The organism is Pseudomonas sp. UBA5706 (genome assembly GCF_002419965.1).
Classification (GTDB): Bacteria; Pseudomonadota; Gammaproteobacteria; order Pseudomonadales; family Pseudomonadaceae; genus Aquipseudomonas.
Genome location: NZ_DIHC01000028.1, coordinates 78,834 through 102,960, shown reverse-complemented (window position 1 = coordinate 102,960; position 24,127 = coordinate 78,834). Strand labels below are relative to the sequence as shown.

The window sequence follows — 24,127 nt, the reverse complement described above, 5'->3', positions numbered from 1 at the left end:
ATAGCAATCAACGTGCCAATGGAGAATATCAATGTCCGATACTACTGAGCGTCTTTGGGGTGCACGGTTCAAATCCGGCCCGGCTGAGGCCATGGCCAATCTGTCACGTTCTCCGAAAGCCTATTTCCGCCTGACGCCTTACGACGTCGCAGGATCCAAGGCGCATGCCAACGAACTGCAACGCGCCGGCCTGCTGGACGCCGAAGAGACGCAGCGCATCGTTGCGGCCCTGCAATCAATCGATGAGGATTTTGCCGCTGGCAAGGTCGAGCCCATCGCCGCCGACGAAGACGTGCACACCTTTATCGAGCGCCTGCTGACTGAACGCCTTGGCACTCTGGGCGGCAAGCTGCGCGCAGGCCGCTCACGTAACGACCAGTCGGCCAACGACATGCGCCTGTTCCTGCGTGATCAGGTTCGTGTGTTGACCCTTGCCATTGTCGAGTTGCAAAAATCGCTGGTAGGGCAGGCTGAGCAGCACATCCATACCATCGCCCCTGGCTTCACCCACCTGCAACAGGCTCAGCCGATCGTCTTCGCCCATCACCTGATGGCCCATGCGCAAGCGATCCATCGTGATATCCAGCGTTTGCAGGATTTTGACAAGCGCTTCAGCCTTTCGCCGCTGGGCGCCGCAGCATTGGCAGGCTCTGCCATCGCCCGAGACCTGCACAGCTCGGCCGCTGAAATGGGCTACAGCGGCCCCTGCGAAAACTCGATCGACGCCGTTGCCAGTCGCGATCACGTCGTTGAATTCCTGTTCTGCTGCAGCATGCTCGGCATCAACATTTCGCGCATGGCCGAAGAGTTTTGCCTATGGACGTCGCGGCAGTTCCGCTGGGTCGACCTGGACGACGGCTATGCCACCGGTAGCTCGATCATGCCGCAGAAAAAGAACCCGGACATCGCCGAACTCGCCCGTGGCAAGTCAGGCCGCCTGATCGGCTCGCTGACCGGCATCCTGTCGGTGCTCAAGGCGCAGCCACTGTCGTACAACCGCGACTTGAGCGAAGACAAACACGCGATCATCGACACCCTGGAAACCGTTCACCTGGTGCTCCCGGCCTTTGCCGGAATGGTGCGGACCATGACCGTGCGCAGCGACGAACTGCTGCGCCAGGCGCCATTGGGTTTCACCCTCGCCACTGAAGTCGCCGACTGGCTGGCAGTGCGCGGTGTACCGTTCAAAGAGGCCCACGAAATTACCGGGCAACTGGTTCAACTGTGTGAGGCCCAGGACATCGGCCTTGAGCAACTGACCCCACAAATGTTGGCCGAAACCGACCCTCGCCTGACCCCGGACGTGCTCGAGTGCCTGACCCTGGAAGCGGCGCTGGCGGCACGCAGTGGTCATGGCGGTACGTCTCCGGTCCGCGTTGCCGAGCAGATCACCCGCTTCAAGCAGCAATTGGCGGCACAGGAAAACTGGGCCAACGACTATGCCGGTCCACGCGGCTGACGCTTCCGGGAGCATCACCATGGCTAATATCCAGGCATCCAGGGGCGCCCAACGCCCCGGCGTTTCGCTCGAGGCGAAATACGACATCTCGACGTACAAGGTCGTCCCGCGTCGGTATTACGGACGCATCTGCGCCGCGGTGATCATCGTCGTGTTGCTGATCGGGCTCGCGCAGGCGTTCGCCAAAGGCAACATCGAATGGTCCTTTGTCGGTCAGTTCCTCACGGCTGAGTCGATCATGTTCGGCCTGCTGAACACCATCACCATGTCCATTCTGGCGATGGCGCTGGGTGTGCTGCTGGGTGTGGTGATTGCCGTCATGCGCATGTCGCAGAACCCGCTGCTGCGCTATGTTGCGCAGGGCTACACCTGGCTGTTCCGCGGCACACCGCTGATCCTTCAGTTGTTGCTGTGGTTCAACCTCGCATTGATCTTCCCGACCCTGGGCATTCCTGGCGTCATCGAGTTCAAGACCGTTGAAGTGATCACGCCCTTCGTTGCTGCATTGCTGGGCCTTGGCATCAACCAGGGCGCCTACACCGCAGAGGTCGTGCGCGCTGGCCTGCTCTCGGTGGACACAGGGCAATACGAGGCGGCAAAGTCGATCGGCATGCCGCGCCTGCAAGCGCTGCGCCGGATCATTCTGCCGCAGGCCATGCGCATCATCATTCCGCCGGTCAGTAACGAGTTCATCGGCATGGTGAAAATGACCAGCCTGGCGAGTGTGATCCAGTACTCCGAACTGCTGCACAACGCACAAAACATCTACTACGCCAACGCCCGAGTAATGGAGCTGTTGATCGTCGCCGGTATCTGGTACCTCGCCGTGGTGACGGTCCTGACGTTCTGTCAAGGCAAGCTGGAGCGGCGTTTTGCGCGCGGCGCCGGGAAACGCAACTGAGCCGTCAGGCGTCAAGGAGTCGAGTCATGCGAAATATTGTGAAAGCGGTAGCGGTGAACAAGTACTTCGGCGATTTCCACGCGCTGAAGAACATCGAACTGGAGATCCCGCACGGCGAGGTGCTGTGCATCATCGGCCCGTCCGGCTCCGGTAAAAGTACCTTGCTGCGGTGTATCAATCAGTTGGAAAAAATCGATCAGGGCGGGATGTGGGTCGATGACGAAATACTTGGCTACCGCACCGATGGCCATAAGCTGATCGAGCTGGGCGATGAGCAGATCTCTCGGCAACGTCTGAAGACCGGAATGGTGTTTCAACGCTTCAACCTGTTCTCTCACATGACGGTGCTGGAAAACATCATCGAAGGCCCTTGCCAGGTGCTCCGTCGCCCGGTGGAGGAGGCCCGCGAACTGGCGCTGGAGTTGTTGCGCCGGGTCGGTCTCGAAGCCAAGGCCGATGCCTATCCGATCGAACTTTCAGGGGGCCAGCAGCAACGTGTCGCGATTGCCCGGGCGTTGGCCATGCGCCCGAAACTGATGCTGTTCGACGAGCCGACTTCCGCCCTCGATCCCGAGTTGGTGGGCGAGGTGCTGTCGGTCATGCGCGATCTGGCCAAAAGCGGCATGACCATGGTTGTCGTCACCCACGAACTGGGCTTTGCCCGCGAAGTTGCCAGCCGCGTGGTGTTCATGGATGCAGGTCAAATCATCGAAACCGGCTCGCCAGAAGACGTGTTGATGAACCCGCGCAATGCGCGGACGCAAGACTTTATTTCTGCCGTTTTGAACTGAACCTTTTCCCTGATTTCGAGGATCACCGATTTGAAACTCATCGCACTGACTGCAGCTCTTTCCGCTCTGGTTTCGGTATCGGCGTTTGCCGCCCAGACTCACGCGTTGCCCCAGGCCATCAAAGACAAAGGCTTCATTGCCGCAGGCATCATGCCGAACTACCCGCCGATGGATTTCAAGGATCCGGTCACCAATCAGTTGACCGGCGTTGACTACGATCTGGGCATGGAGATGTCGAAGCGCCTGGGCGTCGAATTCCGCTGGCAGGAAACCGCGTTTGAACAAATGGTCAGCGGCCTGACCACCAACCGTATCGACATCGTGCTGTCGGGCATGACCGATACGCCGGAACGGCAAAAGACCGTCGACTTCGTCGATTACTTCAGCACCGGCCCGCAGTTCTACACCTTGCAAACCCAGAAGGATCTGAAGACCGCCACTGACTTCTGCGGCAAAAAGGTCGGCACTAGCCGCCGCACCACCTTCCCGGTGGAAATCGCCAAGTGGAGCGCGCAGAACTGCGAAGCCAAAGGCTTGCCAGCGATCACCGTCGTCGGCACCGAAGGCAGCGCCGATGCGCGTGCCCAGTTGCGTCAGGCGCGTCTGGACGGGGCGGTTCAGGGCAGCGAAACCCTGCCGTACATTCAGTCCCAGGAGCCGGGCGTGTTCAAGGTCATCGGTGGGCCATTGGCCCGTCAACTGACCGGTCTGGGTGTCGCCAAGAGCAACCCCGAACTGAGTGCCGCCATTGCCGCGACCCTTGACGCCATGATCGAGGATGGCACTTACCAGAAGATCCTCAAGAAGTGGGATCTGGAAGACGGCTCAGTGGACGCAGCGCAGATCAACGGCGCGAAGTAAGTCTGGTGGGGCTGGAGGCGAGGGTGCTTGCCTCCAGCCCCCAGCTGCTTTGAGTGTCGCCTCCATTCGTTGCGATTTCCTGCAGGAGAATTCCATGCATCGCACCACCGATCTTCGCTGGCCCGCAAAGGCACGCGCAAGCGTAGCACTGGCTTTTGATCTGGACGGGCCCACCGGAGCCGCGATGCTCGACGGCTCGATCTGGGGCAAGCCCGAGTACTTCACGTTTGGCGGCTATGGCCCCTATCGCGCCCTGCCGCGTTTGCTCGACATGCTCAAGGAGCATGCGACTCCGGCAACTTTTTTTGTCCCGGCCTGGGTGGTCGAAAACTGGCCTAGACAGTGCCAGGCGATTATCGAGCACGGCCATGAAGTGGCCTACCACGGCTACCGCCACGAATCGTTTTTTGCCTTGGACCTCAACCAGCAACGTGAGGTGATGAGGATCAGCGCCGATATCTTCAAGCGTCATCTGGGGATTGTCGCCACGGGTTTCCGCACCCCCTCGGGCGATTGGCACCGGGAAACACCTGCGCTATTGATGGAGTGCGGCGTGACCTACTCCAGCAGCATGCGCGGCGACGACCGTCCGTATTTCATCGAGGTGCCCGGCACTCCTAACGGGCTGGTGGAAATCCCCGGCCGCTGGGAGCTGGATGACTATGCCTCACTGGCCTACACGCGCGGCCCGAATTATCCCTGTGGCCTGGACCGCATCGCCAGCTATGAACAGACCCTCGACAACTGGTGCCACGAGTTCGACGGCAGCTATCGCGAAGGACTATGCATGACCACGTTGTTCCACCCGAAGATTTCTGCGAAGCCGGGGCGTATCGCCCTGCTCGAACGCTTCCTTGAGCATATGCACAGCTACACCGACGTGTGGTTCGCCACCTGCAATGATATCGCCAGCTTTTGGGTCAAGGAGCACGGAAATGCGTGAGACCAAATGCGTATGGCCGGTGCCGTATCGTTGCGCCGTGGTCATCACCATCGATTACAACGACATCCACGGCATTCTGACCCAAGTACCGGCCATTGCCGGTCGCGACAAAAGCCTGTCGGTGTGGCGCTACGGCAGTACAAGAGGCGTGCAGCGCATGCTCGACGTGCTGGCCGAAGAGAACATTCGCGCCAGTTGGTGCATTCCTGGCATCGTCGCCGAAGAAAATCCGCAAGTGGTGCGTGCGATTCATGCCGCCGGTCATGAAATTGCCTGCGCCGGTTATCGTCACGAAGATTTTTCTCTGCTGGACCTCGCCGGACAACAGGCGTCGGTCCGCCGCGGCTGTGACGTGCTTGAGCAATTGACCGGGCTGCGTCCCAGCGGCTTTCGCGCACCTGCCGGGAGCTACGCGCCGGGCTTGAGCGATGCGTTGCGGGCAGAGGGCATCAGTTGGTCATCGTCGTGGGCCGGTGACGACCTGCCGTACCTGCACCCCTCTGCGCAACCCGACGCGGTGCCGTTGGTGGAGTTGCCGCAGCACGTGGAGCTTGAAGACGAGCCGTACTTCGCTTTCAACCTGTCGCCCGCAGTGCCGCCCAGCCAGGCGCGTATCGGTTCTTACGTTGAGGTGCTGAAAAACTGGCAACAGGACTTCGCTGGATTCCACCGTTTCGGCCTGTGCTACGTTATGCGCCTGCACCCGGAAACCCTCGGCACGGTAGGGCGCAGCGGCCTGTTTCAAGAATTGTTGCGCTGGCTCAAAGCACAGCCGGATGTCTGGTTCGCCAGCGCCGAGGAAGTCGCCGATTGGTGGAGTGAAACCCGCAGCGAGTTGCCCGAGGATCACCCGGCAGCGATCTTCGACAAACACTTGCAAGGCCAACGCCATGACTAATCCGCAACAGGTGCTTAGCCACTTTATCTGCAACAGCCGCTATGAAGATTTGCCGGTCGAACTGATTGAAAAAGCCAAGCGGCACCTCCTCGACACCCTCGGCGCTGCGCTGGCTGGAGCCAACGCTGAGCTGACCCAGCGCTGCCTGCGTGCTCTGCAGATCTGCGAAGCCAGCGGGCCAGCAGGCATATGGGGGAGTGCGCATGGATTGTCGCCACGCAATGCTGCATTGGTCAACGGCATCGCTGCTCACGCGCTGGAACTGGATGATGCAGGTGGCTGTGATCACTCCGGTGCCGTGGTCGTGCCCGCGATGCTCGCGGTCTTGCCGTTGTGCGCTCCGATGCCCAACGGTAAAGAGCTGCTACACGCGATGGTCATCGGCTACGACATCGCTCGTCGGGTGCTGGAAGCCTGCGGCGGCTATTCGCCGCACAACGAGGCAGGCTGGCACTCCACCGGTACCTGTGGCGTATTCGGTGCGGCGGCGGCGTGCGCGCGGTTGCTCAAGCTCGATGAGAAGCAAACCTCATGGACATTGGGCTTGGCCGCTAGCATGAGTGGCGGTTTGTGGGCGTTTATTCATGATGGCACGGATAGCAAAAAGCTGCATGCCGGTCGACCCGCCGAGAGCGGCCTGCTGGCTGCGTTGCTGGCCAAAAACGCAGTGTCCGGCCCAGGACAAGTGTTTGATGATGTCTGGGGTGGTTTTCTTTGCACGCTTGCCCGAGATGCAGCTCGGCCTCAAGCGCTGACAGCCGATCTGGGCAGTGTCTGGAAGCTGGCACGGTGCTCGATCAAGCCCTACGCAGCCTGTCGGGGTACTCACTCGGCGATCGACGCCATCGGTGATCTGTTGAAGACGCTGAACATTGAGGCTCACGCGATCAAATCCATTGATGTCAAAGCCAGCGCTTTCCTCGTCGGGATGTGTGCCGGGGTGGACACTACAACCCTTGCCGCTTCACAGATGAGCTTGCCTTATGCTCTGGCGGTGCGTTGTCTGCGTGGGCATGCAGGACTGGACGCCTACGATCCGCACGAAAGGAGCTCTGCCCAAATACTCGGCTTTATGGGTCGGATTACGATGCGCGTCGATGCCCAATTTGCCCCACTGGAAGAGCCTGTTGTGACGGTGTTCACCCGCGATGGTCGCCACGCCACACAGCAAGTGAAGGCGCCTCTGGGTGGTCCGTTGAATCCGGTTAGTGATACTCAACTGCTGGAAAAGTTTAACTCGCTGGCTCGTCGCGCAATCCCAGCCGTACAAGCCCAAAAATTGGCAAAGGTGTGCCTGGACCTGGACAAGGCTAACAACCTGCACTCACTGCTCGACCTTTTGCGCTTCGACTGAAGCCTGCTGCGCTTGACTTTTGTCCCTGAACTTATGACGCAAGGAAAATCGATCATGCTGGACGTATGCAAAAAGACCGCGGTGCTCTGTAAAGGTGGCGCATTGGCAACGATGCTAGTTGCCTGTTGCTCTTCGGCGTTGGGAGCAACGCCGGACCAGGCGCTAACCGTAGGCGTGGAAGCGACGTACCCACCGATGTCCTATCGCGACCCGGCGACTAACCACAGTGTGGGTCTCAACATCGACTTGTTCAACGCGTTGGGCAAGGTGATGCAAGTACAGATCAAGCTGGAGGAGATGAGCTTCGAGCAACTGACCAGCAGCCTCAGTACAGGGCGTATCGATGTCATTGGTACGGCCATTACTGATCTGCCAAAACGGCGGACAGAAATGACCTTTGTTGACTATCTGCAGACCGGCGCGCAGATGTTCACCACTGTGGCAAACAGCGACGCAGGCGCGACGCCCGAGGCGTTCTGTGGCAAGTCCATCGGCACGCCCCGCACCACTAACTACTACCCGGAGGTGATTGCGTGGAACGAAAGCCATTGCGTGAGCACGGGCAAGACCGCCGCCACTATTCAAGGCACGGCAGGTGCATCGGCGTCACGCCTGGATTTGCAGCAGGAACGATTGGCGGCAGTGGTATTGGGACCTGAGTACGTCAAATACCTCATGAGTCAGGAGCCAGGCACATATGTGCTGGTCGGCCAGCCGTTGTCGATTCATCACTTCGGTTTCGCCGTCGCCAAAACCAATGGGGCTGTGCGAGATGCGTTGGTCAAGGGGCTTGATCTGCTGATCAAAGATGGCACGTACCAAGCGATCCTCAAGAAATGGAATCTGGAGAGCCAGGCGGTCACCCAGGCGATGGTCGACGGCGGTCAATAATCAGCTAAAGGGAGTTGTGGCATGAAAGGGGTGATCTTCGAGCGTGTTGGCGATCCCGACGTTCTAAAGGTGGTAGAGCGCTCCGATCCGAATCCTGCAACCGGTGAAGTGTTGATCGATGTGTGTGGCACGGCGCTTAACTATGCCGATCTACTACAAAGGCGTGGCACATATCTGATGGACAGCGGGGTAGAGGCCCTGCTGGGCATAGAATGCTCGGGAATCATCGCGGGAACAGGCGAGGGCGTCAGCGGCTGGCACGTAGGCGATAGGGTGTGCGCCTTGTTATCGGGCGGCGGCTATGCGGAACGGGTTTGCGTGCCTGCCACTCAGTTACTGCCTTGTCCTGAGGGCGTTTCTCTACTGGATGCTGCCGCATTACCAGAAGCGGCATGCACGCTATGGTCGAATCTCAGAGACATAGGGTGTCTGCAGCCAGGTGAGACGGTGTTGATCCACGGCGGTGCAGGGGGCGTGGGTTCTCTGGCGATACAGTGGGCTCGGCATTGGGGAGCCAGAGTGCTGACCACAGCGGGTTCATCGGACAAGTTAAAACGTTGTCTGGCGTTAGGTGCCGATGTCGGGATCAACTACCGTACCGATGATTTTGTGCATGTGGTGCGAGACGTTACCCAGGGGCGGGGAGTCGATCTGATTCTGGACAACATGGGCGCTCAATATCTGGAGCATAACATCGACGCACTAGCGTATGACGGCCGTATAGTGATGATCGGTCTGCAGGGCGGGCGTGAAGCCTCTGTACATCTCGGAAAAATGATGGGCAAACGCGCTTCGTTGCATACAACGTCACTGCGTGATCGTTCTGCGACCGCGAAGCAGGCGATTGTTGCTGGGGTGGTACGAGATGTATGGCCACTGCTGAAGGCTGGGCTGATAAAACCAGTGATTGATCGTGTATTCGCTTTGGGCGAGGTGAGCGATGCTCATCATTATATGGAGTCAGGGTGTCATATCGGGAAAATCGTTATGGATAGCCGCAGGTAATGCTGTCGTGATTCAGACCGGCGTCCCTACATTGCGCAGATTCCTAGCTTTTCGCTTAAGGATAGAGGCCGACGTGACAATGTTTGCACCCCTGCTAGAGCGTTCGTCTCGCATCCGCTTTGCCAATCCTCTAGCGGCTGAAAAGAGGTAAAAAGCAGACTGATGAGCATCTAAGTTTAGGAACTGCTCAAGGAAATATCGCATACCGGTGGCGAGATTCTACTTCGAACTTTCGGAAGTAGGCCTCACCGACTCAAGACTTAAACCACGATTGGGTTTGGCTTTCTGCTCCTGAGTCGGATGACCGGATGAGTGAGCGGCGCTTGATCAGGAGTTATTTGACAGCCGGAGTAAGAGCCGCTTGCAGGTGAACCTTGAAGGCTTGCCAGACTGGGCTGTGGTAGCGCTTCGGATGCCAGACGACGTGGAAGGCCCGTTTGAGATTCAACGGATTCTCAAGTTCAACCAGTGATCCTCTGGCGAGTTCCTGATTCACGCTCAGCCTGGGTAAACATGCGAGCCCGTAGCCACCGCGAACGGCTTCCTTGATTGCTTCATGCTGGCCAAGCTCCATCCGAACCTTCAAACGCTGCGCGTGGCCTGCAATGGCTGACTCAAGCACAGAGCGCGTTCCGGATCCCGCTTCTCGCACGATCCACGCTTCATTAGCGATTTGCGCATCATCAATCGTTCTCTGGGCTGCCAATGGATGCGAATTTCCACAAACGATCACGAGTTCGTCATCACGCCAGTATTGGGCAACCAGCCGCTCATCCGTACATGGGCCTTCGATCAGCCCAATGTCGGCCTCGAATCTCAGAACGTCGGACAGGACTTCCTCTGTGTTGCGCAGGCGTACCTGGAGATCGGCATGCGGGTGAGCGTCGCAGAAACTGCCGATCAATGAGGGTACGAGATAGGTCCCGATGGTCGCGCTTGCGCTGATGAGCAAGTTGCCATGAATCGCACCGTCAGGCTCGCGGGCGTTTTCCACAAAACTGACTAAGCCATCAAGCAACGCCTCAGCCTGGTTCAGCACCCGCAGCCCGGCATCTGTAGGAATCAATCTGCGACCGGTTCGCTCGAACAACGGTACGCCCAGATGTCTTTCCAGGTCCGAAAGCGACTGGCTCGTCGCTGACTGCGAAAGGTTGAGCCTATGTGCAGTCGCCCCTATCCCGCCGAGTTTGGCAACAGTGACGTAGACCTGCAGTTGACGAAAGCTGACTCCAAAGTTCATTTCGCTTTCTCCGAATGGTTATATCGTTATAACCATTTTTTCTTAGCAGTCAAACAGGGCTAGTTTTGCGAAGTCGTCACAGAGGAGACCACTTCATGTTTCGAGGCCTTGTTCTAAGTGGATTGCTCACATTGGGTGGGTACGCACTGAGTAGAATCCCGTTGCTCCACCAAAGCGGTTTTAGCCCGTTAGTGTTCGCGCTGCTGCTTGGGATCGTGGTAGGCAACATTCCCGGCGTCAAAGCCATACCGTCGACTCAGCGTGGGCTGCATTTCTGCACTCGCTGGTTATTGCGCAGCGGGATCGTGCTCTTTGGGCTCTCATTGACGCTGCAGCAGATCATGAAGCTGGGCCCGGGCGTGATTGCCCTTGATGTGGGAGTCATCACCATTGTGATGGTGGTTGGGTACGTCATCGGAACCCGAGTGCTCAAACTGGATAAAGACGTCACTCTGCTGACCTGCGCTGGCAGTGCCATTTGCGGCGCGGCTGCGGTACTTGCTACCGAAGCGGCCATACGATCCAGGCCTGCTGCGACCGCGATGGCTGTGGCGACGGTCGTCCTGTTCGGGACGTTGGCGATGCTTATGTACCCGTTGCTGTATCCGCTCACGGGGTTGGGTGAGCACATCTTCGGCATCTACATTGGTGCAACCATCCACGAGGTCGCACAAGTCGTTGCTGCAGGTGATGCGGTAGGGCCGGATGCGCTGGCAAACGCCGTTATCGTGAAGCTCGTACGGGTCATGCTATTGGTGCCTTTCCTGCTGATCATCGGTCAATGGTGGACAGGGCGCCACGCGAGTGATGATTTGCAGACCCGGCAGAAAATCATCATTCCCTGGTTCGCCTTCGGATTTCTGGCAGTGGTTGTATTCAACAGCTTCGTGGTGCTGCCCGAGGAGGTTCACAGTACCCTCGTATTGGCTGGGCAGATCGCGTTGACAATGGCCATGGCCGCGCTCGGTTACGAGACCCGTCTGGACAAGCTCAAGGCACTGGGTATCAAGCCTTTCGTGTTGGCTCTGAGTCTCTTCATCATGCTGATGGGGGGAGGGCTGCTGACGGTTCATATCTGGATGGCTTGATGCACTTTCCCCGTTTGTGACCCAACATGCCTGGCAAAGAGCCAGGGTTGCTATCAACGTGGAGCAGCAGTGGTGCCCCTTACGATCAGCTCGATGGGGAGGAATTCGCTTTCGGGGAGCTCACTGGTGCGAATCCACTGCAGCATGGTCGTGGCAGCACGCTGACCGAGTTCGAACGTTGGCAAAAGCACGGTGGTGACGCCGGGGTTCACTTGGGCAGTCAAGGGAAGGTTGTCACATCCAACAATGGATAGCTGACCGGGCACATCGAGCCCTAGCGCCTGTGCTTCGAACAGGCAGCCCACCGATAACACGTCATTACCGCAGAACACCGCGCTTGGCGGTGTTTTCAGTTGCAATAGTTGATTGAGCCCCGAGCGGCCGCCTTCGAAGCCGAAAGGTTGTTCCACCACGTTGCCATCGGGCAGCACGCAGCCTGCTTTGCACAAGGTTTCCCTGAATCCAGCCAACCGGGCGCGCGCCCGGTCGTTGTGGCGGAAGAAACCTGAGATCACTCCCATGTGCCTATGGCCCAATTGCAGCAAATGATCTGCAGCCAGTTGCCCGACGCGGTAGTTATCGAAAGCTAACGACGGATGAGTAGGATGCTTTGCCCAAGTGACCAGAAGCCTCACATCATGGGCCCGAACCATCTCCCAGACCTGTGGTGGGTGATCCGCTCCTACCAATACCAACCCATCAATGGCCTGGCCCAGCAGCGCGCGAATCAGTTCAAGCTCGGCACTCGGATTGTACTCGTGAGTAGCCAGCAGCAGTTGGTACCCCTCATTGGCGAGGGTTGTCTGCATGCCTTGGACTGCGCGAGCAAAGATTGCGTTGTCCATGGTCGGCATGATTGCACCGATGATACGTGCCCGACCAGACGCCAACGCTCGAGCTGATCCATCGGGAAGGTAGCCAAGCCGTTCGATCGCGGCTTGTATTTTCTCCCGCGTATCAGAACGAACCAGCTGTGGATTGGACAAGGCACGGGAAACCGTGGCTGGAGAGACGCCAGCCAAGGCGGCTACATCATGGAGTCTGGGGCGTGAGGTCATGTGCGGTCATGTGTCTAGGCGAACACTGACAATACAACCATTCGGCACTTTTTGCTCAAGGTTCTTGACCTGATGATTTATAGGTCTACAGTGAATGAAAGCGCTTTCATTTTGTTTCATGAAGGGCTTGTCGACGGTCCCAGGCGCATTGACGCTTTGGCATCCACATTACAAAAACAAAAACGTGACCCAGGCACGGAGACACCATGACCATCACCTATCTCAAGCAAGCCAGTAAAACCGCTGAATCTAATACTGCGACCGCCCAAGAGGTGGTCAACGAGATGCTTACCAACATTGAGCAGCGCGGCGAAGACGCGGTACGTGAATACGCCCTCAAACTAGACAAATGGAGCGGTGAGATCCTCCTGAGCGATGCTGAGATCGATCGACGCACCGCCGAGGTACCCAAGCGAGTTCGGGACGACATCGATTTTGCGGCTCGCCAGGTCTACGAATTTGCCTGCGCTCAGCGTCGCTCGGTGGAGGATTTCGAGGTCACGCTGCCGTCGGGCGTGATTGCAGGTCAGAAGGTAATTCCGGTCAACGTGGTGGGCTGTTACGCGCCGGCTGGCCGTTACGCGCACATCGCCTCGGCGTACATGGGCGTCGCGACGGCCAAGGCTGCCGGCGTTAAAACCATCATGGCCTGCTCCAGCCCGTTTCTCGGCGAAAGTATTCACCCCTATGTGCTCTACGCGTTCAAGTCAGCGGGTGCTGACATGATCATGACCCTTGGGGGAGTACAGGCGATCGCCACCATGGCCTACGGTTTATTTACTGGTAAAGCTGCAGACGTGGTGGTTGGTCCCGGCAATAAATTTGTAGCTGAGGCCAAGCGCACGTTGTTTGGCAAGGTAGGTATTGATGTATTCGCGGGCCCCTCGGAAGTCGCGGTGATTGCCGATGACAGTGCAGATGTGAACATCGTCGCCAGCGACTTGGTAGGGCAGGCTGAGCATGGCCATGAGTCGCCAGCGTGGTTGTTCACCACCTCACGCAGTCTGGCCGAGGCGGTCATGGCCAAGGTGCCCGCGTTGATCGAGGCGCTGCCTCCCATTGCGCGCGATGCCGCGTTCTGTGCCTGGCGTGATTATGGTGAAGTCATCCTTTGTGACAGTCGCGAGGAGGTGGTGGAGATTTCAGATCGCTACGCCAGTGAGCATCTGGAAGTGCACACCGAGGATCTCAACTGGTGGTTGGAAAATCTGACGTGTTACGGGTCGCTGTTCCTGGGTGAGGAAACCACAGTTGCTTTTGGCGACAAGTGCAGCGGGCCAAACCACGTCCTGCCGACCAAGGGTGCCGCACGTTACTCGGGCGGGCTGTCGGTGCACAAGTTCCTGAAAACCCTGACCTGGCAACGCATGCCTCGTGAAGCTGTGCGACAGATCGGTGAAGTTACGGCCCGCATTTCACGCCTTGAGGGCATGGAAGCTCATGCGCGAACCGCTGACGATCGGTTGGCCAAGTATTTTCCTGGCGAGAGCTTTGTTTGCGGCGAGCCGGTCACCCGCTGATTCGCGCCGTATCCGGTGAACAATCGTGAGTTATTTATCCATGCCAGCCCGGACCACGGTCCGGGTGACAGGAGTGTTTTCATGAATCCGGCAAAATTGTTTGACCTCCATGGGCGCACTGCGCTGATTACCGGCGGTGGCTCCGGTATTGGCGCAGCGATGGCCCAGGCACTGGGCGCCGCAGGTGCCCGCGTAATTCTCATGTCCCGTGGTGAGGATGCGCTGCGACAGCAGGCAGCTCACTTGCAGGCGCAAGATATCGAGGCCAGTTATCAATGCTGCGACCTCACGTCGGTCATCGCGCTGAAAGCGGCCGCACAAGATCTTATTCAGCGATTCGGGGCAGTCGACATTCTGGTCAATGCTGCAGGCGTAAATCGCCGTGAACCGTTTGAACAGGTCAGTTCAGAAACGTGGGACGAGCAACTTGCTCTGCATCTCAAAGCGCCTTTTTTTCTGGTCCAGGCAGTTGCGCCCACCATGGCCAAAAATGGGTGGGGGCGAATTATCAACATCGCCTCGTTGCAGTCCTTCCGAGCGTTTGCTGATAGCGCGCCATACGGTGGTGGCAAGGGTGGGATTGTGCAACTGACGCGAGCCATCGCCCAGCGCTGGTCCCGCCAAGGCATCACTTGCAATGCTATTGGCCCCGGCTTTTTCCCCACTGCGCTGACCGCACGGGTATTCGCAGACGAAGCGTTGGCACAGCGCCACGCCGAGCGGACATGCATGGGCCGCAACGGAACCCTTGAAGACCTGGTTGGCGCTACTCTGTTTTTCGCCAGCGATGCCAGCAGCTATGTCACCGGCCAGACGTTGATGGTCGATGGCGGCTATACCGCCAACTAATCCCGGCCTGCCCAGTGGGCAGCCAAAAGCGGTTTGATCGTGGAGATAAAAACAATGACTTCCACAGTTCCTGCTTCATCCAATCTGCGTCGCGCTACGATTTCAAGCATTCTCGGCTCGGTTATCGAATGGTACGACTTCTTTCTCTACGGCGTAGTCGCCGGTCTGGTGTTCAACAAGCTGTACTTCCCAGGCGATGACCCCATGACATCGGTGCTGCTCTCGTATGGGGTGTTCGCGGTAGGTTTTATCGCGCGGCCGGTGGGTGGCATCGTATTCGGGCATTTCGGCGACACCTTGGGCCGCAAGAAAATGCTCATCATCACGCTGGCTTTGATGGGCGGTGCGACGGTGCTGATTGGCCTGATCCCCACCTATGACCAGATCGGCGTGCTCGCGCCTATCCTGTTGCTCACCTGCCGGATTTTCCAGGGCATCGGCTTGGGCGGAGAGTGGGGCGGTTCGGTGTTGATGACCTACGAATCAGCGCCGCCCGCTCGCCGTGGATTTTTTGCCAGCCTGCCGCAAATAGGTATGTCCCTTGGGCTGGTCTCGGCATCGGGCGTCATCGGGTTGTTGTCCTGGCTGCTCAGTGACGAGCAATTCATGAGTTGGGGCTGGCGCTGCGCGTTTCTGCTCAGTGGCGTGTTCGTGCTCGTTGGCAGCTATATACGCACCAGCGTCAGCGAAACCGGTGATTTCAAAGAGGCCAAGCAGAAAGTACGGGCCCGCGCCCGGCAAAGTCTGCCTATTATCGACATGCTACGTCGTTATCCGAAGATGATCTTCGCCTGCATGGGCGCCCGGATGATCGACGGGGTGTTTTTCAACGTGTTTGGCGTCTACTCACTCAATTACCTTACTCAACAGTTGCACCTGCCGCGGACCAGCGCGCTGGTGGGCATCATGCTCAGCGCGTTACTGATGAGCTGTTTCATACCCTTTTGGGGACATGTCGCCGACCGGGTGGGTAAAGCACGTATCTATGGAATGGGTGCGTTTCTCTCGGCGCTGTCGGTGTTTCCTGCCTTCTGGGTGATGCACAGTTTTCCTCAGCACCTGGTGCTGGTGTGGCTGGCAATCATCATCCCCTTCGGGATCTTCCATGCGGCGGTGTTCGGGACGATGTCTTCCTTGTTCTCGGAGTGCTTCGACGCGTCGGTGCGCTACACCGGGATCTCCTTCGTGTATCAAGTCGCCGGGGTGTTCGCGGGTGGCATGACGCCGATCATTGCCGCAGTCCTCACCACCGTCGATGCGGGTAATCCCTGGTTTCTCTGTACATACGTCTTGTGCATCGGCCTGCTCAGCGCCTGGTGTGCACGCTGGATCGGCCGACGCCGTGCGGTCGGCGCCGAGCAAGGCGCTTTCGAACCGGCCACTGCGCGCTGATCGACACCCATAACGATAAGAAGGAATTCATATGAAAGCTCTGGTTTATACGCAGCCTCTGGAAATGCAACTGCTCGAGCGACCTTATCCTGAATTGCAGCCCGGCGAGGTGATTATCAAGGTGGCGGCCGCCGGGATCTGCGGTTCTGACATGCATGCTTTCCATGGTCATGACCCCCGTCGTCAGCCTGGTCTGGTGTTGGGGCATGAGTTGTCCGGAGTGGTAGTGGAAACGGCTGCACCGCGCTTGCAGGTCGGGCAGCGGGTGACGGTAAATCCGCTGATCACCTGCGGCCACTGTGAGTTCTGCCGCCAAGGGCGTGACAACCTCTGCGCCAATCGCACAATGATCGGGATGACCCGCCCAGGTGCGTTTGCCGAATACATGGCGATCCCGGCCGCTTCGGTGATTCCGATCCCCGAAAGTCTCTCGCTGGTGCACGCGGCAGTCACTGAACCGGCCGCGACCGCCTTGCATGCGATTAACCTGTCGATGCGAGTCTTGGCCCGGCCTCTCCCGGAAGTGCGCACACTGATCATTGGCGGTGGTGCGGTTGGCCTGTTGGCGGCCTTGTTGTTGCGCTCTTACGGTTGCCGACGGGTCAGCATGGCGGAGGTCAATCCGCTGCGTCGCGACTCTGCCAGGCAGCATGCCGGTTGCGAAACGTTCAACCCTCTGGAAACCACTGCCGAGGACAACGGATTCGATTACGTCATTGATGCGGTCGGCGCCAAGCCAACCCGCAATGCCGCCTTAGCTGCCGTGAAACCGGGCGGAGTGATCATGCATATCGGGTTGCAGGATTGGGCCAGCGAGATCGATATGCGTAAGCTGACGCTGGCCGAGGTGTCGCTGCTGGGTACTTACACCTACAGCATGGCCGACATGTACGCCACGGTGCAGGCGTTGGAAGAGGGCGCTTTTGGTGATCTGGCCTGGGTCGAGACGCGCGACCTGAGCGAAGGGCCCCAGGCGTTCAATGATCTGCACGAGCAGCGCACGGCCTCCAGCAAACTGGTGTTACTACCGCAAGTCTGAGTTTTCCTTTCAGTGAACTGTCCACCTGGCTATGTGAACGGTCGGCCAGGTGGGTGGCTGCGCCCTTGATTCGGAGTCTGTTTGTGCACATCGCCATTCCACTCGAGACATGCGCGGGAGAAACCCGTGTGGCCGCTACGGCGGAAACCATCAAGAAGCTCATTGGCCAGGGTCATAAGGTCACCGTTCAGTCGGGCGCAGGCATTACCGCCTCCGTGACGGACAGTGCCTATGAGGCGGCAGGTGCTTCTATCGGCAGCGCCAGCGATGCCTTCGGCGCCGAGCTCATTCTCAAGGTCGTCGCGCCAAGCGACAGCGAGCTGGCCTTGATCAAGAGCGGCACCGTGGTGATCGGCATGCTCAACCCCTTCAACAACGAGACTATCGCCAAGATGGCCGAGCGCGGCATTACCGCCTTTGCCCTCGAAGCGGCGCCGCGCACCTCGCGCGCGCAAAGTCTTGATGTACTGTCCTCGCAAGCCAACATCGCCGGTTACAAATCGGTATTGCTGGCCGCACATCACTATCCGCGCTTCATGCCGATGCTGATGACCGCTGCCGGTACCGTGAAGGCCGCTCGCGTGCTGATCCTCGGTGCAGGCGTTGCCGGCCTGCAAGCCATCGCCACTGCCAAACGTCTTGGTGCAGTGATCGAGGCTTCCGACGTTCGCCCCGCAGTGAAGGAGCAGATCGAGTCGCTGGGCGCCAAGTTCGTCGACGTGCCTTACGAGACTGACGAAGAGCGCGAAGCAGCCGTAGGCGTGGGCGGTTATGCGCGTCCGATGCCTGCCAGCTGGATGCAGCGTCAGGCCGTGGCCGTTCACGAACGCGCCAAGCAGGCAGACATCGTGATCACCACCGCGCTGATTCCGGGCCGCAAGGCGCCGGTATTGCTGAGCGCCGAAACGGTCTCGCAGATGAAGCCCGGCTCGGTGGTCATCGACCTCGCCGCAGCCCAGGGCGGCAACTGCCCGCTGACCGTGGCTGACCAGGTGGTGATCGAGCACGGCGTGACCATCGTCGGCCACACCAACCTGCCAGCGCTGGTCGCGGCGGATGCTTCTGCGCTTTATGCACGCAACCTGCTGGATTTCCTGAAGCTGGTCTTCACCAAGGAGGGCCAGTTCGAGATCAACCTCGAAGACGACATCGTCGCCGCGTGCCTGATGTGCCGCGACGGCCAGATCGTGCGCAAGAACGGCTGAGGATAAAAACAATGGAAGACATGCTGATCTCTCACGGCGTCTACAACCTGATCATCTTCGTGCTGGCGATCTACGTCGGCTACCACGTGGTCTGGAACGTCACCCCTGCGCTGCACACCCCGCTGATGGCCGTGACCAACGCCATCTCGGCCATCGTCATCGTCGGCGCCATGCTGGCCGCTGCGTTGACCGTGACCCCGCTGGGCAAGACCATGGGCACCCTGGCTGTGGCTCTGGCAGCCGTCAACGTGTTCGGTGGCTTCCTGGTCACCCGGCGCATGCTGGAAATGTTCAAGAAGAAAACGCCTAAAGCTAAAGACGAGGTATCGAAGTAATGAGCATGAACCTCGTCACCTTGCTGTACCTCGTTTCGGCGATCTGCTTCATCCAGGCACTTAAAGGCCTGTCGCACCCGACCACGTCGCGTCGCGGCAACCTGTTCGGCATGCTCGGCATGGGCCTGGCGGTGCTGACCACGATTGGTCTGGTGTTCAAACTGGCTGCACTGTCCACCGACGGCGCCAGCGCCGGTATCGGCTACATCATCGTCGGCCTGCTGGTTGGTGGTACGGCCGGTTCGATCATGGCCAAGCGCGTTGAAATGACCAAGATGCCGGAACTGGTCGCCTTCATGCACAGCATGATCGGCCTGGCAGCGGTGTTCATCGCCATTGCCGCTGTGGTCGAGCCGCAGTCGCTGGGCATCGTCGCGCACCTGGGCGATTCGATCCCCACCGGTAACCGTCTGGAACTGTTCCTGGGCGCGGCCATTGGTGCGATCACTTTCTCCGGCTCGGTCATCGCCTTCGGCAAATTGTCCGGCAAGTACAAATTCCGGCTGTTCCAGGGCGCACCGGTACAGTTCGCAGGGCAACACAAGCTGAACCTGATCCTGGGCCTGGCCACGCTGTTCTTCGGCCTGATGTTCATGTTCACCGGCAGCCTGTTCGCCTTCAGCGTCATGCTGATCCTGGCGTTCGTGATCGGCGTGCTGCTGATCATTCCAATTGGCGGCGCAGACATGCCTGTAGTCGTGTCGATGCTCAACAGCTACTCGGGCTGGGCGGCGGCCGGTATCGGCTTCTCGCTGAACAACTCGATGCTGATCATCGCCGGCTCCCTGGTCGGTTCTTCGGGTGCGATTCTTTCGTACATCATGTGTAAAGCCATGAACCGCTCGTTCTTCAACGTGATCGGCGGCGGCTTCGGCGGCGCAGCAGATGCAGGCGCAGCAGAAGGCAGCAAAGAGGCTCGTCCGGTCAAATCCGGTTCAGCTGATGACGCCACCTTCCTGCTGACCAACGCTGACACGGTGATCATCGTTCCGGGTTATGGCCTTGCAGTGGCGCGCGCTCAGCACGCACTGAAAGAACTGACCGAGAAGCTGACCCACGCTGGCGTGACTGTGAAGTACGCGATCCACCCGGTTGCCGGTCGGATGCCAGGCCACATGAACGTTCTGCTCGCCGAGGCCGAAGTGCCTTACGACCAGGTGTTCGAGATGGAAGACATCAACTCCGAGTTCGGCCAGGCTGACGTGGTGCTAGTGCTCGGCGCCAACGACGTGGTCAACCCGGCGGCGAAGAACGATCCGAGGTCGCCAATCGCCGGCATGCCGATTCTGGAAGCCTTCAAGGCCAAGACCATCATCGTTAACAAGCGCTCGATGGCGAGCGGCTATGCCGGTCTGGACAACGAACTGTTCTACCTCGACAAAACCATGATGGTCTTCGGTGACGCCAAGAAAGTCATTGAAGACATGGTCAAGGCAGTGGAGTGACAGCCTGAAATCAGGCTGTCGAAAAGAGGGAGTCTGCTGGGAGTTGCGTGGTGGCCGGCAGACTCAAGACGGCGAGAGCGTTTCAGCCGCGAAGGCGCAAGTCGTCAATCAAGGCTGCAGGCAAATGAATGTACTCACTGCGCTCAGCCCGCTCAGCAAACCGCCGTTCTCCGGGGAGGCGAACACCGGGTTGCTCGAGCATGGCAAGGAACAAGGCTTCGGCATGGGCCAGGTAACCGCTGGAGAAGCGTGACGGATCGATCAGCAACAGTAGGTGCCCGACACTGGGTGCGTCGCCCTCGGCTTCGAAGAACGAACTGGCCTGGAAACCGAAGTGGCTGCCTGCCAGACCCGCTGTCAGCAGTTCCACCATCAGCGCCAGCGCAGCACCTTTGGCATCGCCCATGGGCACCATGCTGCCTGCCAATGCCGCTTCAGCATCGGTGGTCGGGGCGCCGTCACGATCGATCGCCCAGCCTTCGGGGATCGCAGCGCCTGCTTTTTTTGCCAGCATGACCTTACCGCGCGCCACTTTGGACAGTGACAGGTCGATCACCAAGGGTTCGCCATGCAGACGTGGGGATGCAAATGCTATCGGGTTGGTGCCGAACAAAGGCGTGCGGCCACCCCAAGGCGCCATGGCTGCAGGTGCATTGCTGAAAGCCAGTGCCAGAAGACCTTCGCGGGCTGCGCGCTCTACAGGTTGACCGGCAACGCCGAAATGGTGGGAGCGCGTGATGGAGAGGGCGCAGATCCCCTGGTTCCGGCTAACCTGGATGGCAGCGTCCAAGCCTGCGTCAATCGCGGCAAACGCCAACCCGCGTCTGGCATCGACCTGAACCACAGCGCCATTGATCCTGACACTGGGGATGGCTTGAGCGTCGACTTTACCGGTGGCTATCTGGTCCAGATAAAACGGCAGGCGCGACAAACCATGAGATGGCAGACCATCCTGCTCGGCGCGCACAAGTGCCTCGGCGCAGCTCTGGGCACACGCCTGGGACATCCCTGCGCGACGCAACGCCGTCAACGCCAACGACAGGGCTTCGTGTAATGCGATCTGTACGGTCATGAGAACTTCCTTGCGAGAACTGTCATTGATTTTCCTGAGGCAGGTTCAGAGGCCGATGCGGTTGATCTTCCTCAACGGGAATCGGCGATCCAAGGGCACTTGGCGACGCGAGCTCGGCGCGTGCCTTGGCGAGATCGAATTTGCCTTCCCAGCGGGCGATGGCCAATGTGCCGACGACGTTTCCCATCATGTTGGTCAAGGCCCGTACTTCGTTGAGGATACGGTCGATCCCCAGGATCAGAGTGATAGCAGCAACGGGAATGATGTCGTGACTGGCAAGGGTTGCGGTCAGCACGATCAGAGCCGCTCCGGCAACTCCCGCGCCACCCTTGGAGGTGATGAGCAGAATCACCAGCAGGCCCAGTTGCTGGGTCCAGGAGAGGTCAATGTTCAGGGCCTGAGCGAGAAACAGCGCGGACATCGTCAGGTAGATCGCTGCGCCATCAAGGTTGAAGGAGTAACCGGTGGGGAGCACCAGGCCGATGATCGACTTCTCACAACCCAGGCGCTCCATTTTCTGCATCAGTCGGGGCAGCACCGACTCGGTCGTCGAGGTGCCCAGCACGATCAGCAGTTCCTCGCGAAAGTACTTGATGAGTGACCAGATGTTGACCCCGCATGCGAAGCTGATCGAGCCCAGCACAATGCCTATGAACAAAAGACTGGTCACATACAGGCAGACGATCAGCAAACCCATTTGCTGCAAGGCACCAATACCGTACTTACCAATGGTGAACGCCATTGCCCCGAATGCGCCAATCGGTGCCAGCCACATGATCATGCTGACAATGCGCATCAGCGTCTCGCCGAACTGCTCGATCACACGCGCTGCCAGCCGGCTACGACGGGACATGCCCGATAGTGCTACGCCGAATAGAACTGAAAACAACAGAACTTGCAGCAGATTTCCACTGGCGAAGGCACCGACTACCGAGTTCGGCACGATCTGGGTCAGCAGGCTTGAAGACTCCTGTGCATGCACCTGACTGAGGTACTGGGACATGGCGCCACTGTCGAGGCTTGCAGGGTCGATGTTCATCCCGGCACCGGGCTGTACCAGATTGGCGATGATCATCCCCAGTAGTAGCGCCACCGAGGTGATGACCTCGAAATACACCAGGGTCTTGAACCCGACCTTACCCAGTTCCTTGAGGCTTTCCATACGCGCGATGCCGATAGCAACAGTGCAGAAAATCACCAGGGTTATCAGCATCTTGATCAGGCGTATGAAGGTATCGCCCAGCGGTTTCATTTCGACCCCAAGCGAAGGTGAGCAGTAGCCTAGGATGATGCCGGCGACCAGACCGATGATGACCTGAACATAAAGATTTTTGAGGATTTTCACGGGTGTCTCTCCATGAGCGAATGCCCCACGCCAATCGCAACGATCAGAGCAGGGTGTCAGTTCTTGTTTTTTCAACGCACGCGCGACGTACTACAGGCGCCAGATCGGTCGTCGCGGTCGAGGGCTTGGAGGGGAGAACAAAGCGGCGAGCAGATTCATGAAGGTCTCCATTTATGGTTGTTGTGAGACGGACTTCTTGAAAGCAGGGGAGCATATAGGGTGTAAAACAGCACCGCAGCCGTTGAGGGCTGCGGTGCTGGTGGGTCAGGCGCTTTCGAACAGACGGGTCAGCACGAATTCGCGATGCCCCAAAGCTTCCGCGGCGGTAAAGCGACCGTTGGCGGTGCGCATGAGCATGTCGAGCAGGCTGTCGCCCGCATCATCCATATTGATTTCCCGACGCAGCAGGCCGGATACATCCACATCGATATGCTCGCCCATGGTACGGAACGTGCGCGGGTTGGCGCAGATCTTGATGACCGGCAGGATCGGGTTGCCGATGACGTTGCCTTGGCCGGTCGGGAAGAAATGCGCGACATAGCCTGAGGCTGCACACAGGGTCACCATCTCAGCGGCGGCTGAAGACGAGTCCATAAACCAAAGGCCAGGGCCGGTTGGTTCTTCGGCCTTATCCAGCACGCCATCGACCCGACACTTGCGGCCAATCTTCTGAATGTTGCCCAGCGCTTTTTCTTCGATGGTGGTCAGGCCACCTTCGATATTGCCTTTGGTCGGCTGCGATTCAGAAAGATCACTGGTCTTCCAGCGGTCGATCATGGCGCTGTAGCGGTCGAACATGAACTGGAATTTCTCCCGCACTGCAGGGGTGCTGCAGCGCTCGGCCACCAGATGTTCGCCACCGGTAAGCTCCGAGGTTTCGCCGAATACCAGGGTGCAGCCTTGGGCGTACAGTTTGTCGAATGCATTGCCGACTGTCGGGTTGGCGCCGCAGCCGGAGGTGGTGTCCGACTCGCCACATTTGGTCGAGACCCACAGCTCCTTGATGTCACATTCTTCCCGGCGCAGTTCGGTGGCGTACTGCACGAATTCGCGTGCTTTGCGCGAGGCGGCGCAGATGGTGTTGTGGTCGCCATTCTGCTCGATCCAGAAACCTTCTACTGGCTTTCCGGTGGCGCGGATGCCGTCGACCACGCGCTTGGTCCAGCCCGGTTCGATACCGATGACGACGACGGCTGCCACGTTGGGGTTGCACCCCGTGCCGATCAGGGTACGGAAGTGCAGCTCCAGGTCCTCGCCAAACTGCAGACGCCCATAAGGGTGCGGCAGGCCAATAGTGCCCTTGATGTTGTTCGCCACCGCTTCGGCGGCTGCGTTGGAGATGTCGTCCACCGGCAGGATGATGACATGGTTGCGAATACCCACGCGGCCATTGTCGCGGCGGTAGCCCATGAAAGTGCGTCCGTTGAGTTCCATGC

At 58.9% G+C, this 24,127-nt stretch carries 22 protein-coding genes; 17 read left to right on the top strand and 5 right to left on the bottom strand.

All coding sequences use genetic code 11. The features are described 5' to 3' along the window. Positions 1 to 31: 31 nt before the first annotated feature. The 9 genes from argH (at position 32) to B3I26_RS12670 (ending at position 9,103) form a co-directional block, all read left to right on the top strand. A complete protein-coding gene (gene argH / locus B3I26_RS12710) occupies positions 32 to 1,459 on the top strand; it encodes an argininosuccinate lyase (RefSeq protein ID WP_296258100.1) in 1,428 nt (475 codons plus the stop codon). Positions 1,460 to 1,478: 19 nt separating this feature from the next. Next, positions 1,479 to 2,360 (top strand): amino acid ABC transporter permease, encoded by an 882-nt coding sequence (locus B3I26_RS12705; protein WP_296258099.1) that lies wholly within the window; start codon positions 1,479 to 1,481, stop codon positions 2,358 to 2,360. A 26-nt stretch (positions 2,361 to 2,386) separates the two neighbouring features. Continuing rightward, the gene (locus B3I26_RS12700; protein ID WP_296258098.1) at positions 2,387 to 3,151 is read left to right on the top strand and encodes an amino acid ABC transporter ATP-binding protein; all 765 of its coding nucleotides are present in this window, start codon (positions 2,387 to 2,389) and stop codon (positions 3,149 to 3,151) included. A 30-nt stretch (positions 3,152 to 3,181) separates the two neighbouring features. Beyond that, complete coding sequence (locus B3I26_RS12695) at positions 3,182 to 4,012, top strand: ABC transporter substrate-binding protein (RefSeq protein ID WP_296258097.1); 831 nt, start codon at positions 3,182 to 3,184, stop codon at positions 4,010 to 4,012. A 94-nt stretch (positions 4,013 to 4,106) separates the two neighbouring features. After that, positions 4,107 to 4,955 carry a polysaccharide deacetylase family protein gene (locus B3I26_RS12690; RefSeq protein WP_296258095.1) on the top strand — a complete coding sequence of 283 codons (849 nt, stop codon included), beginning with the start codon at positions 4,107 to 4,109 and terminating at the stop codon, positions 4,953 to 4,955. After that, the gene (locus tag B3I26_RS12685) at positions 4,948 to 5,853 is read left to right on the top strand and encodes a polysaccharide deacetylase family protein (RefSeq protein WP_296258093.1); all 906 of its coding nucleotides are present in this window, start codon (positions 4,948 to 4,950) and stop codon (positions 5,851 to 5,853) included. The genes B3I26_RS12690 and B3I26_RS12685 overlap by 8 nt, the downstream gene beginning before the upstream one ends. Further along, positions 5,846 to 7,207 (top strand): MmgE/PrpD family protein, encoded by a 1,362-nt coding sequence (locus B3I26_RS12680; RefSeq protein WP_296258092.1) that lies wholly within the window; start codon positions 5,846 to 5,848, stop codon positions 7,205 to 7,207. Before B3I26_RS12685 ends, B3I26_RS12680 begins: the two co-directional genes overlap by 8 nt. Before the next feature lie 54 nt (positions 7,208 to 7,261). Then, positions 7,262 to 8,098 carry an ABC transporter substrate-binding protein gene (locus B3I26_RS12675; protein WP_296258090.1) on the top strand — a complete coding sequence of 279 codons (837 nt, stop codon included), beginning with the start codon at positions 7,262 to 7,264 and terminating at the stop codon, positions 8,096 to 8,098. A gap of 21 nt (positions 8,099 to 8,119) precedes the next feature. Continuing rightward, positions 8,120 to 9,103, top strand: coding sequence for an NAD(P)H-quinone oxidoreductase (locus B3I26_RS12670; protein WP_296258088.1), 984 nt, complete (start codon positions 8,120 to 8,122; stop codon positions 9,101 to 9,103). 334 nt (positions 9,104 to 9,437) lie between these two features. Here the strand turns inward: B3I26_RS12670 and B3I26_RS12665 are convergent, their stop codons facing one another. After that, the gene (locus B3I26_RS12665; protein WP_296258087.1) at positions 9,438 to 10,343 is read right to left on the bottom strand and encodes a LysR family transcriptional regulator; all 906 of its coding nucleotides are present in this window, start codon (positions 10,341 to 10,343) and stop codon (positions 9,438 to 9,440) included. A gap of 95 nt (positions 10,344 to 10,438) precedes the next feature. On the opposite strand from B3I26_RS12665, the gene B3I26_RS12660 reads away from it, so the two are divergent. Further along, positions 10,439 to 11,431: a YeiH family protein gene (locus B3I26_RS12660; RefSeq protein ID WP_296258086.1), complete on the top strand. Its 993-nt coding sequence runs from the start codon at positions 10,439 to 10,441 to the stop codon at positions 11,429 to 11,431. A gap of 53 nt (positions 11,432 to 11,484) precedes the next feature. On the opposite strand, the gene B3I26_RS12655 is transcribed toward B3I26_RS12660, so the two are convergent. Beyond that, a complete protein-coding gene (locus tag B3I26_RS12655; RefSeq protein WP_296258085.1) occupies positions 11,485 to 12,489 on the bottom strand; it encodes a LacI family DNA-binding transcriptional regulator in 1,005 nt (334 codons plus the stop codon). 206 nt (positions 12,490 to 12,695) lie between these two features. Here B3I26_RS12655 and hisD point away from each other — a divergent pair, with 206 nt between their 5' ends. The 7 genes from hisD to B3I26_RS12620 all read left to right on the top strand — a co-directional run bounded on the left by hisD (position 12,696) and on the right by B3I26_RS12620 (position 20,274). Next, positions 12,696 to 14,009 carry a histidinol dehydrogenase gene (hisD, locus tag B3I26_RS12650; RefSeq protein WP_296258084.1) on the top strand — a complete coding sequence of 438 codons (1,314 nt, stop codon included), beginning with the start codon at positions 12,696 to 12,698 and terminating at the stop codon, positions 14,007 to 14,009. Between the two features lie 81 nt (positions 14,010 to 14,090). Next, complete coding sequence (locus B3I26_RS12645) at positions 14,091 to 14,858, top strand: SDR family NAD(P)-dependent oxidoreductase (protein ID WP_296258083.1); 768 nt, start codon at positions 14,091 to 14,093, stop codon at positions 14,856 to 14,858. Between the two features lie 54 nt (positions 14,859 to 14,912). Next, a complete protein-coding gene (locus B3I26_RS12640) occupies positions 14,913 to 16,250 on the top strand; it encodes an MFS transporter (RefSeq protein WP_296258081.1) in 1,338 nt (445 codons plus the stop codon). A gap of 31 nt (positions 16,251 to 16,281) precedes the next feature. Further along, positions 16,282 to 17,289, top strand: a complete 1,008-nt coding sequence (locus B3I26_RS12635) for a galactitol-1-phosphate 5-dehydrogenase (RefSeq protein WP_296258079.1) — start codon at positions 16,282 to 16,284, stop codon at positions 17,287 to 17,289. A gap of 83 nt (positions 17,290 to 17,372) precedes the next feature. Then, positions 17,373 to 18,494, top strand: coding sequence for a Re/Si-specific NAD(P)(+) transhydrogenase subunit alpha (locus B3I26_RS12630; protein WP_296258077.1), 1,122 nt, complete (start codon positions 17,373 to 17,375; stop codon positions 18,492 to 18,494). Positions 18,495 to 18,505: 11 nt separating this feature from the next. Beyond that, positions 18,506 to 18,829, top strand: coding sequence for an NAD(P) transhydrogenase subunit alpha (locus B3I26_RS12625; RefSeq protein WP_296258075.1), 324 nt, complete (start codon positions 18,506 to 18,508; stop codon positions 18,827 to 18,829). Continuing rightward, complete coding sequence (locus B3I26_RS12620; protein WP_296258074.1) at positions 18,829 to 20,274, top strand: NAD(P)(+) transhydrogenase (Re/Si-specific) subunit beta; 1,446 nt, start codon at positions 18,829 to 18,831, stop codon at positions 20,272 to 20,274. Before B3I26_RS12625 ends, B3I26_RS12620 begins: the two co-directional genes overlap by 1 nt. 82 nt (positions 20,275 to 20,356) lie before the next feature. Here B3I26_RS12620 and B3I26_RS12615 read toward each other — a convergent pair whose 3' ends face one another. The 3 genes from B3I26_RS12615 to B3I26_RS12605 all read right to left on the bottom strand — a co-directional run bounded on the left by B3I26_RS12615 (position 20,357) and on the right by B3I26_RS12605 (position 24,125). Next, positions 20,357 to 21,346 (bottom strand): Ldh family oxidoreductase, encoded by a 990-nt coding sequence (locus B3I26_RS12615; RefSeq protein ID WP_296258073.1) that lies wholly within the window; start codon positions 21,344 to 21,346, stop codon positions 20,357 to 20,359. A 22-nt stretch (positions 21,347 to 21,368) separates the two neighbouring features. Next, positions 21,369 to 22,691: a C4-dicarboxylate transporter DctA gene (dctA, locus tag B3I26_RS12610; RefSeq protein WP_296258071.1), complete on the bottom strand. Its 1,323-nt coding sequence runs from the start codon at positions 22,689 to 22,691 to the stop codon at positions 21,369 to 21,371. Positions 22,692 to 22,955: 264 nt separating this feature from the next. Further along, complete coding sequence (locus tag B3I26_RS12605; RefSeq protein WP_296258070.1) at positions 22,956 to 24,125, bottom strand: UxaA family hydrolase; 1,170 nt, start codon at positions 24,123 to 24,125, stop codon at positions 22,956 to 22,958. Between the last annotated feature and the right edge of the window lie 2 nt (positions 24,126 to 24,127).

What these genes read in the sequence shown, in the direction of transcription:
- B3I26_RS12605 (WP_296258070.1), bottom strand. Translation starts at nt 24,125, where the DNA reads ATGGAACTCAACGGACGCACTTTCATGGGCTACCGCCGCGACAATGGC.
- B3I26_RS12615 (WP_296258073.1), bottom strand. Translation starts at nt 21,346, where the DNA reads ATGACCGTACAGATCGCATTACACGAAGCCCTGTCGTTGGCGTTGACG.
- B3I26_RS12685 (WP_296258093.1), top strand. Translation starts at nt 4,948, where the DNA reads ATGCGTGAGACCAAATGCGTATGGCCGGTGCCGTATCGTTGCGCCGTG.
- B3I26_RS12655 (WP_296258085.1), bottom strand. Translation starts at nt 12,489, where the DNA reads ATGACCTCACGCCCCAGACTCCATGATGTAGCCGCCTTGGCTGGCGTC.
- B3I26_RS12640 (WP_296258081.1), top strand. Translation starts at nt 14,913, where the DNA reads ATGACTTCCACAGTTCCTGCTTCATCCAATCTGCGTCGCGCTACGATT.
- B3I26_RS12700 (WP_296258098.1), top strand. Translation starts at nt 2,387, where the DNA reads ATGCGAAATATTGTGAAAGCGGTAGCGGTGAACAAGTACTTCGGCGAT.
- argH (WP_296258100.1), top strand. Translation starts at nt 32, where the DNA reads ATGTCCGATACTACTGAGCGTCTTTGGGGTGCACGGTTCAAATCCGGC.
- B3I26_RS12675 (WP_296258090.1), top strand. Translation starts at nt 7,262, where the DNA reads ATGCTGGACGTATGCAAAAAGACCGCGGTGCTCTGTAAAGGTGGCGCA.
- B3I26_RS12670 (WP_296258088.1), top strand. Translation starts at nt 8,120, where the DNA reads ATGAAAGGGGTGATCTTCGAGCGTGTTGGCGATCCCGACGTTCTAAAG.
- B3I26_RS12625 (WP_296258075.1), top strand. Translation starts at nt 18,506, where the DNA reads ATGGAAGACATGCTGATCTCTCACGGCGTCTACAACCTGATCATCTTC.
- B3I26_RS12620 (WP_296258074.1), top strand. Translation starts at nt 18,829, where the DNA reads ATGAGCATGAACCTCGTCACCTTGCTGTACCTCGTTTCGGCGATCTGC.
- B3I26_RS12635 (WP_296258079.1), top strand. Translation starts at nt 16,282, where the DNA reads ATGAAAGCTCTGGTTTATACGCAGCCTCTGGAAATGCAACTGCTCGAG.
- B3I26_RS12665 (WP_296258087.1), bottom strand. Translation starts at nt 10,343, where the DNA reads ATGAACTTTGGAGTCAGCTTTCGTCAACTGCAGGTCTACGTCACTGTT.
- hisD (WP_296258084.1), top strand. Translation starts at nt 12,696, where the DNA reads ATGACCATCACCTATCTCAAGCAAGCCAGTAAAACCGCTGAATCTAAT.
- B3I26_RS12645 (WP_296258083.1), top strand. Translation starts at nt 14,091, where the DNA reads ATGAATCCGGCAAAATTGTTTGACCTCCATGGGCGCACTGCGCTGATT.
- B3I26_RS12660 (WP_296258086.1), top strand. Translation starts at nt 10,439, where the DNA reads ATGTTTCGAGGCCTTGTTCTAAGTGGATTGCTCACATTGGGTGGGTAC.
- B3I26_RS12680 (WP_296258092.1), top strand. Translation starts at nt 5,846, where the DNA reads ATGACTAATCCGCAACAGGTGCTTAGCCACTTTATCTGCAACAGCCGC.
- B3I26_RS12705 (WP_296258099.1), top strand. Translation starts at nt 1,479, where the DNA reads ATGGCTAATATCCAGGCATCCAGGGGCGCCCAACGCCCCGGCGTTTCG.
- B3I26_RS12690 (WP_296258095.1), top strand. Translation starts at nt 4,107, where the DNA reads ATGCATCGCACCACCGATCTTCGCTGGCCCGCAAAGGCACGCGCAAGC.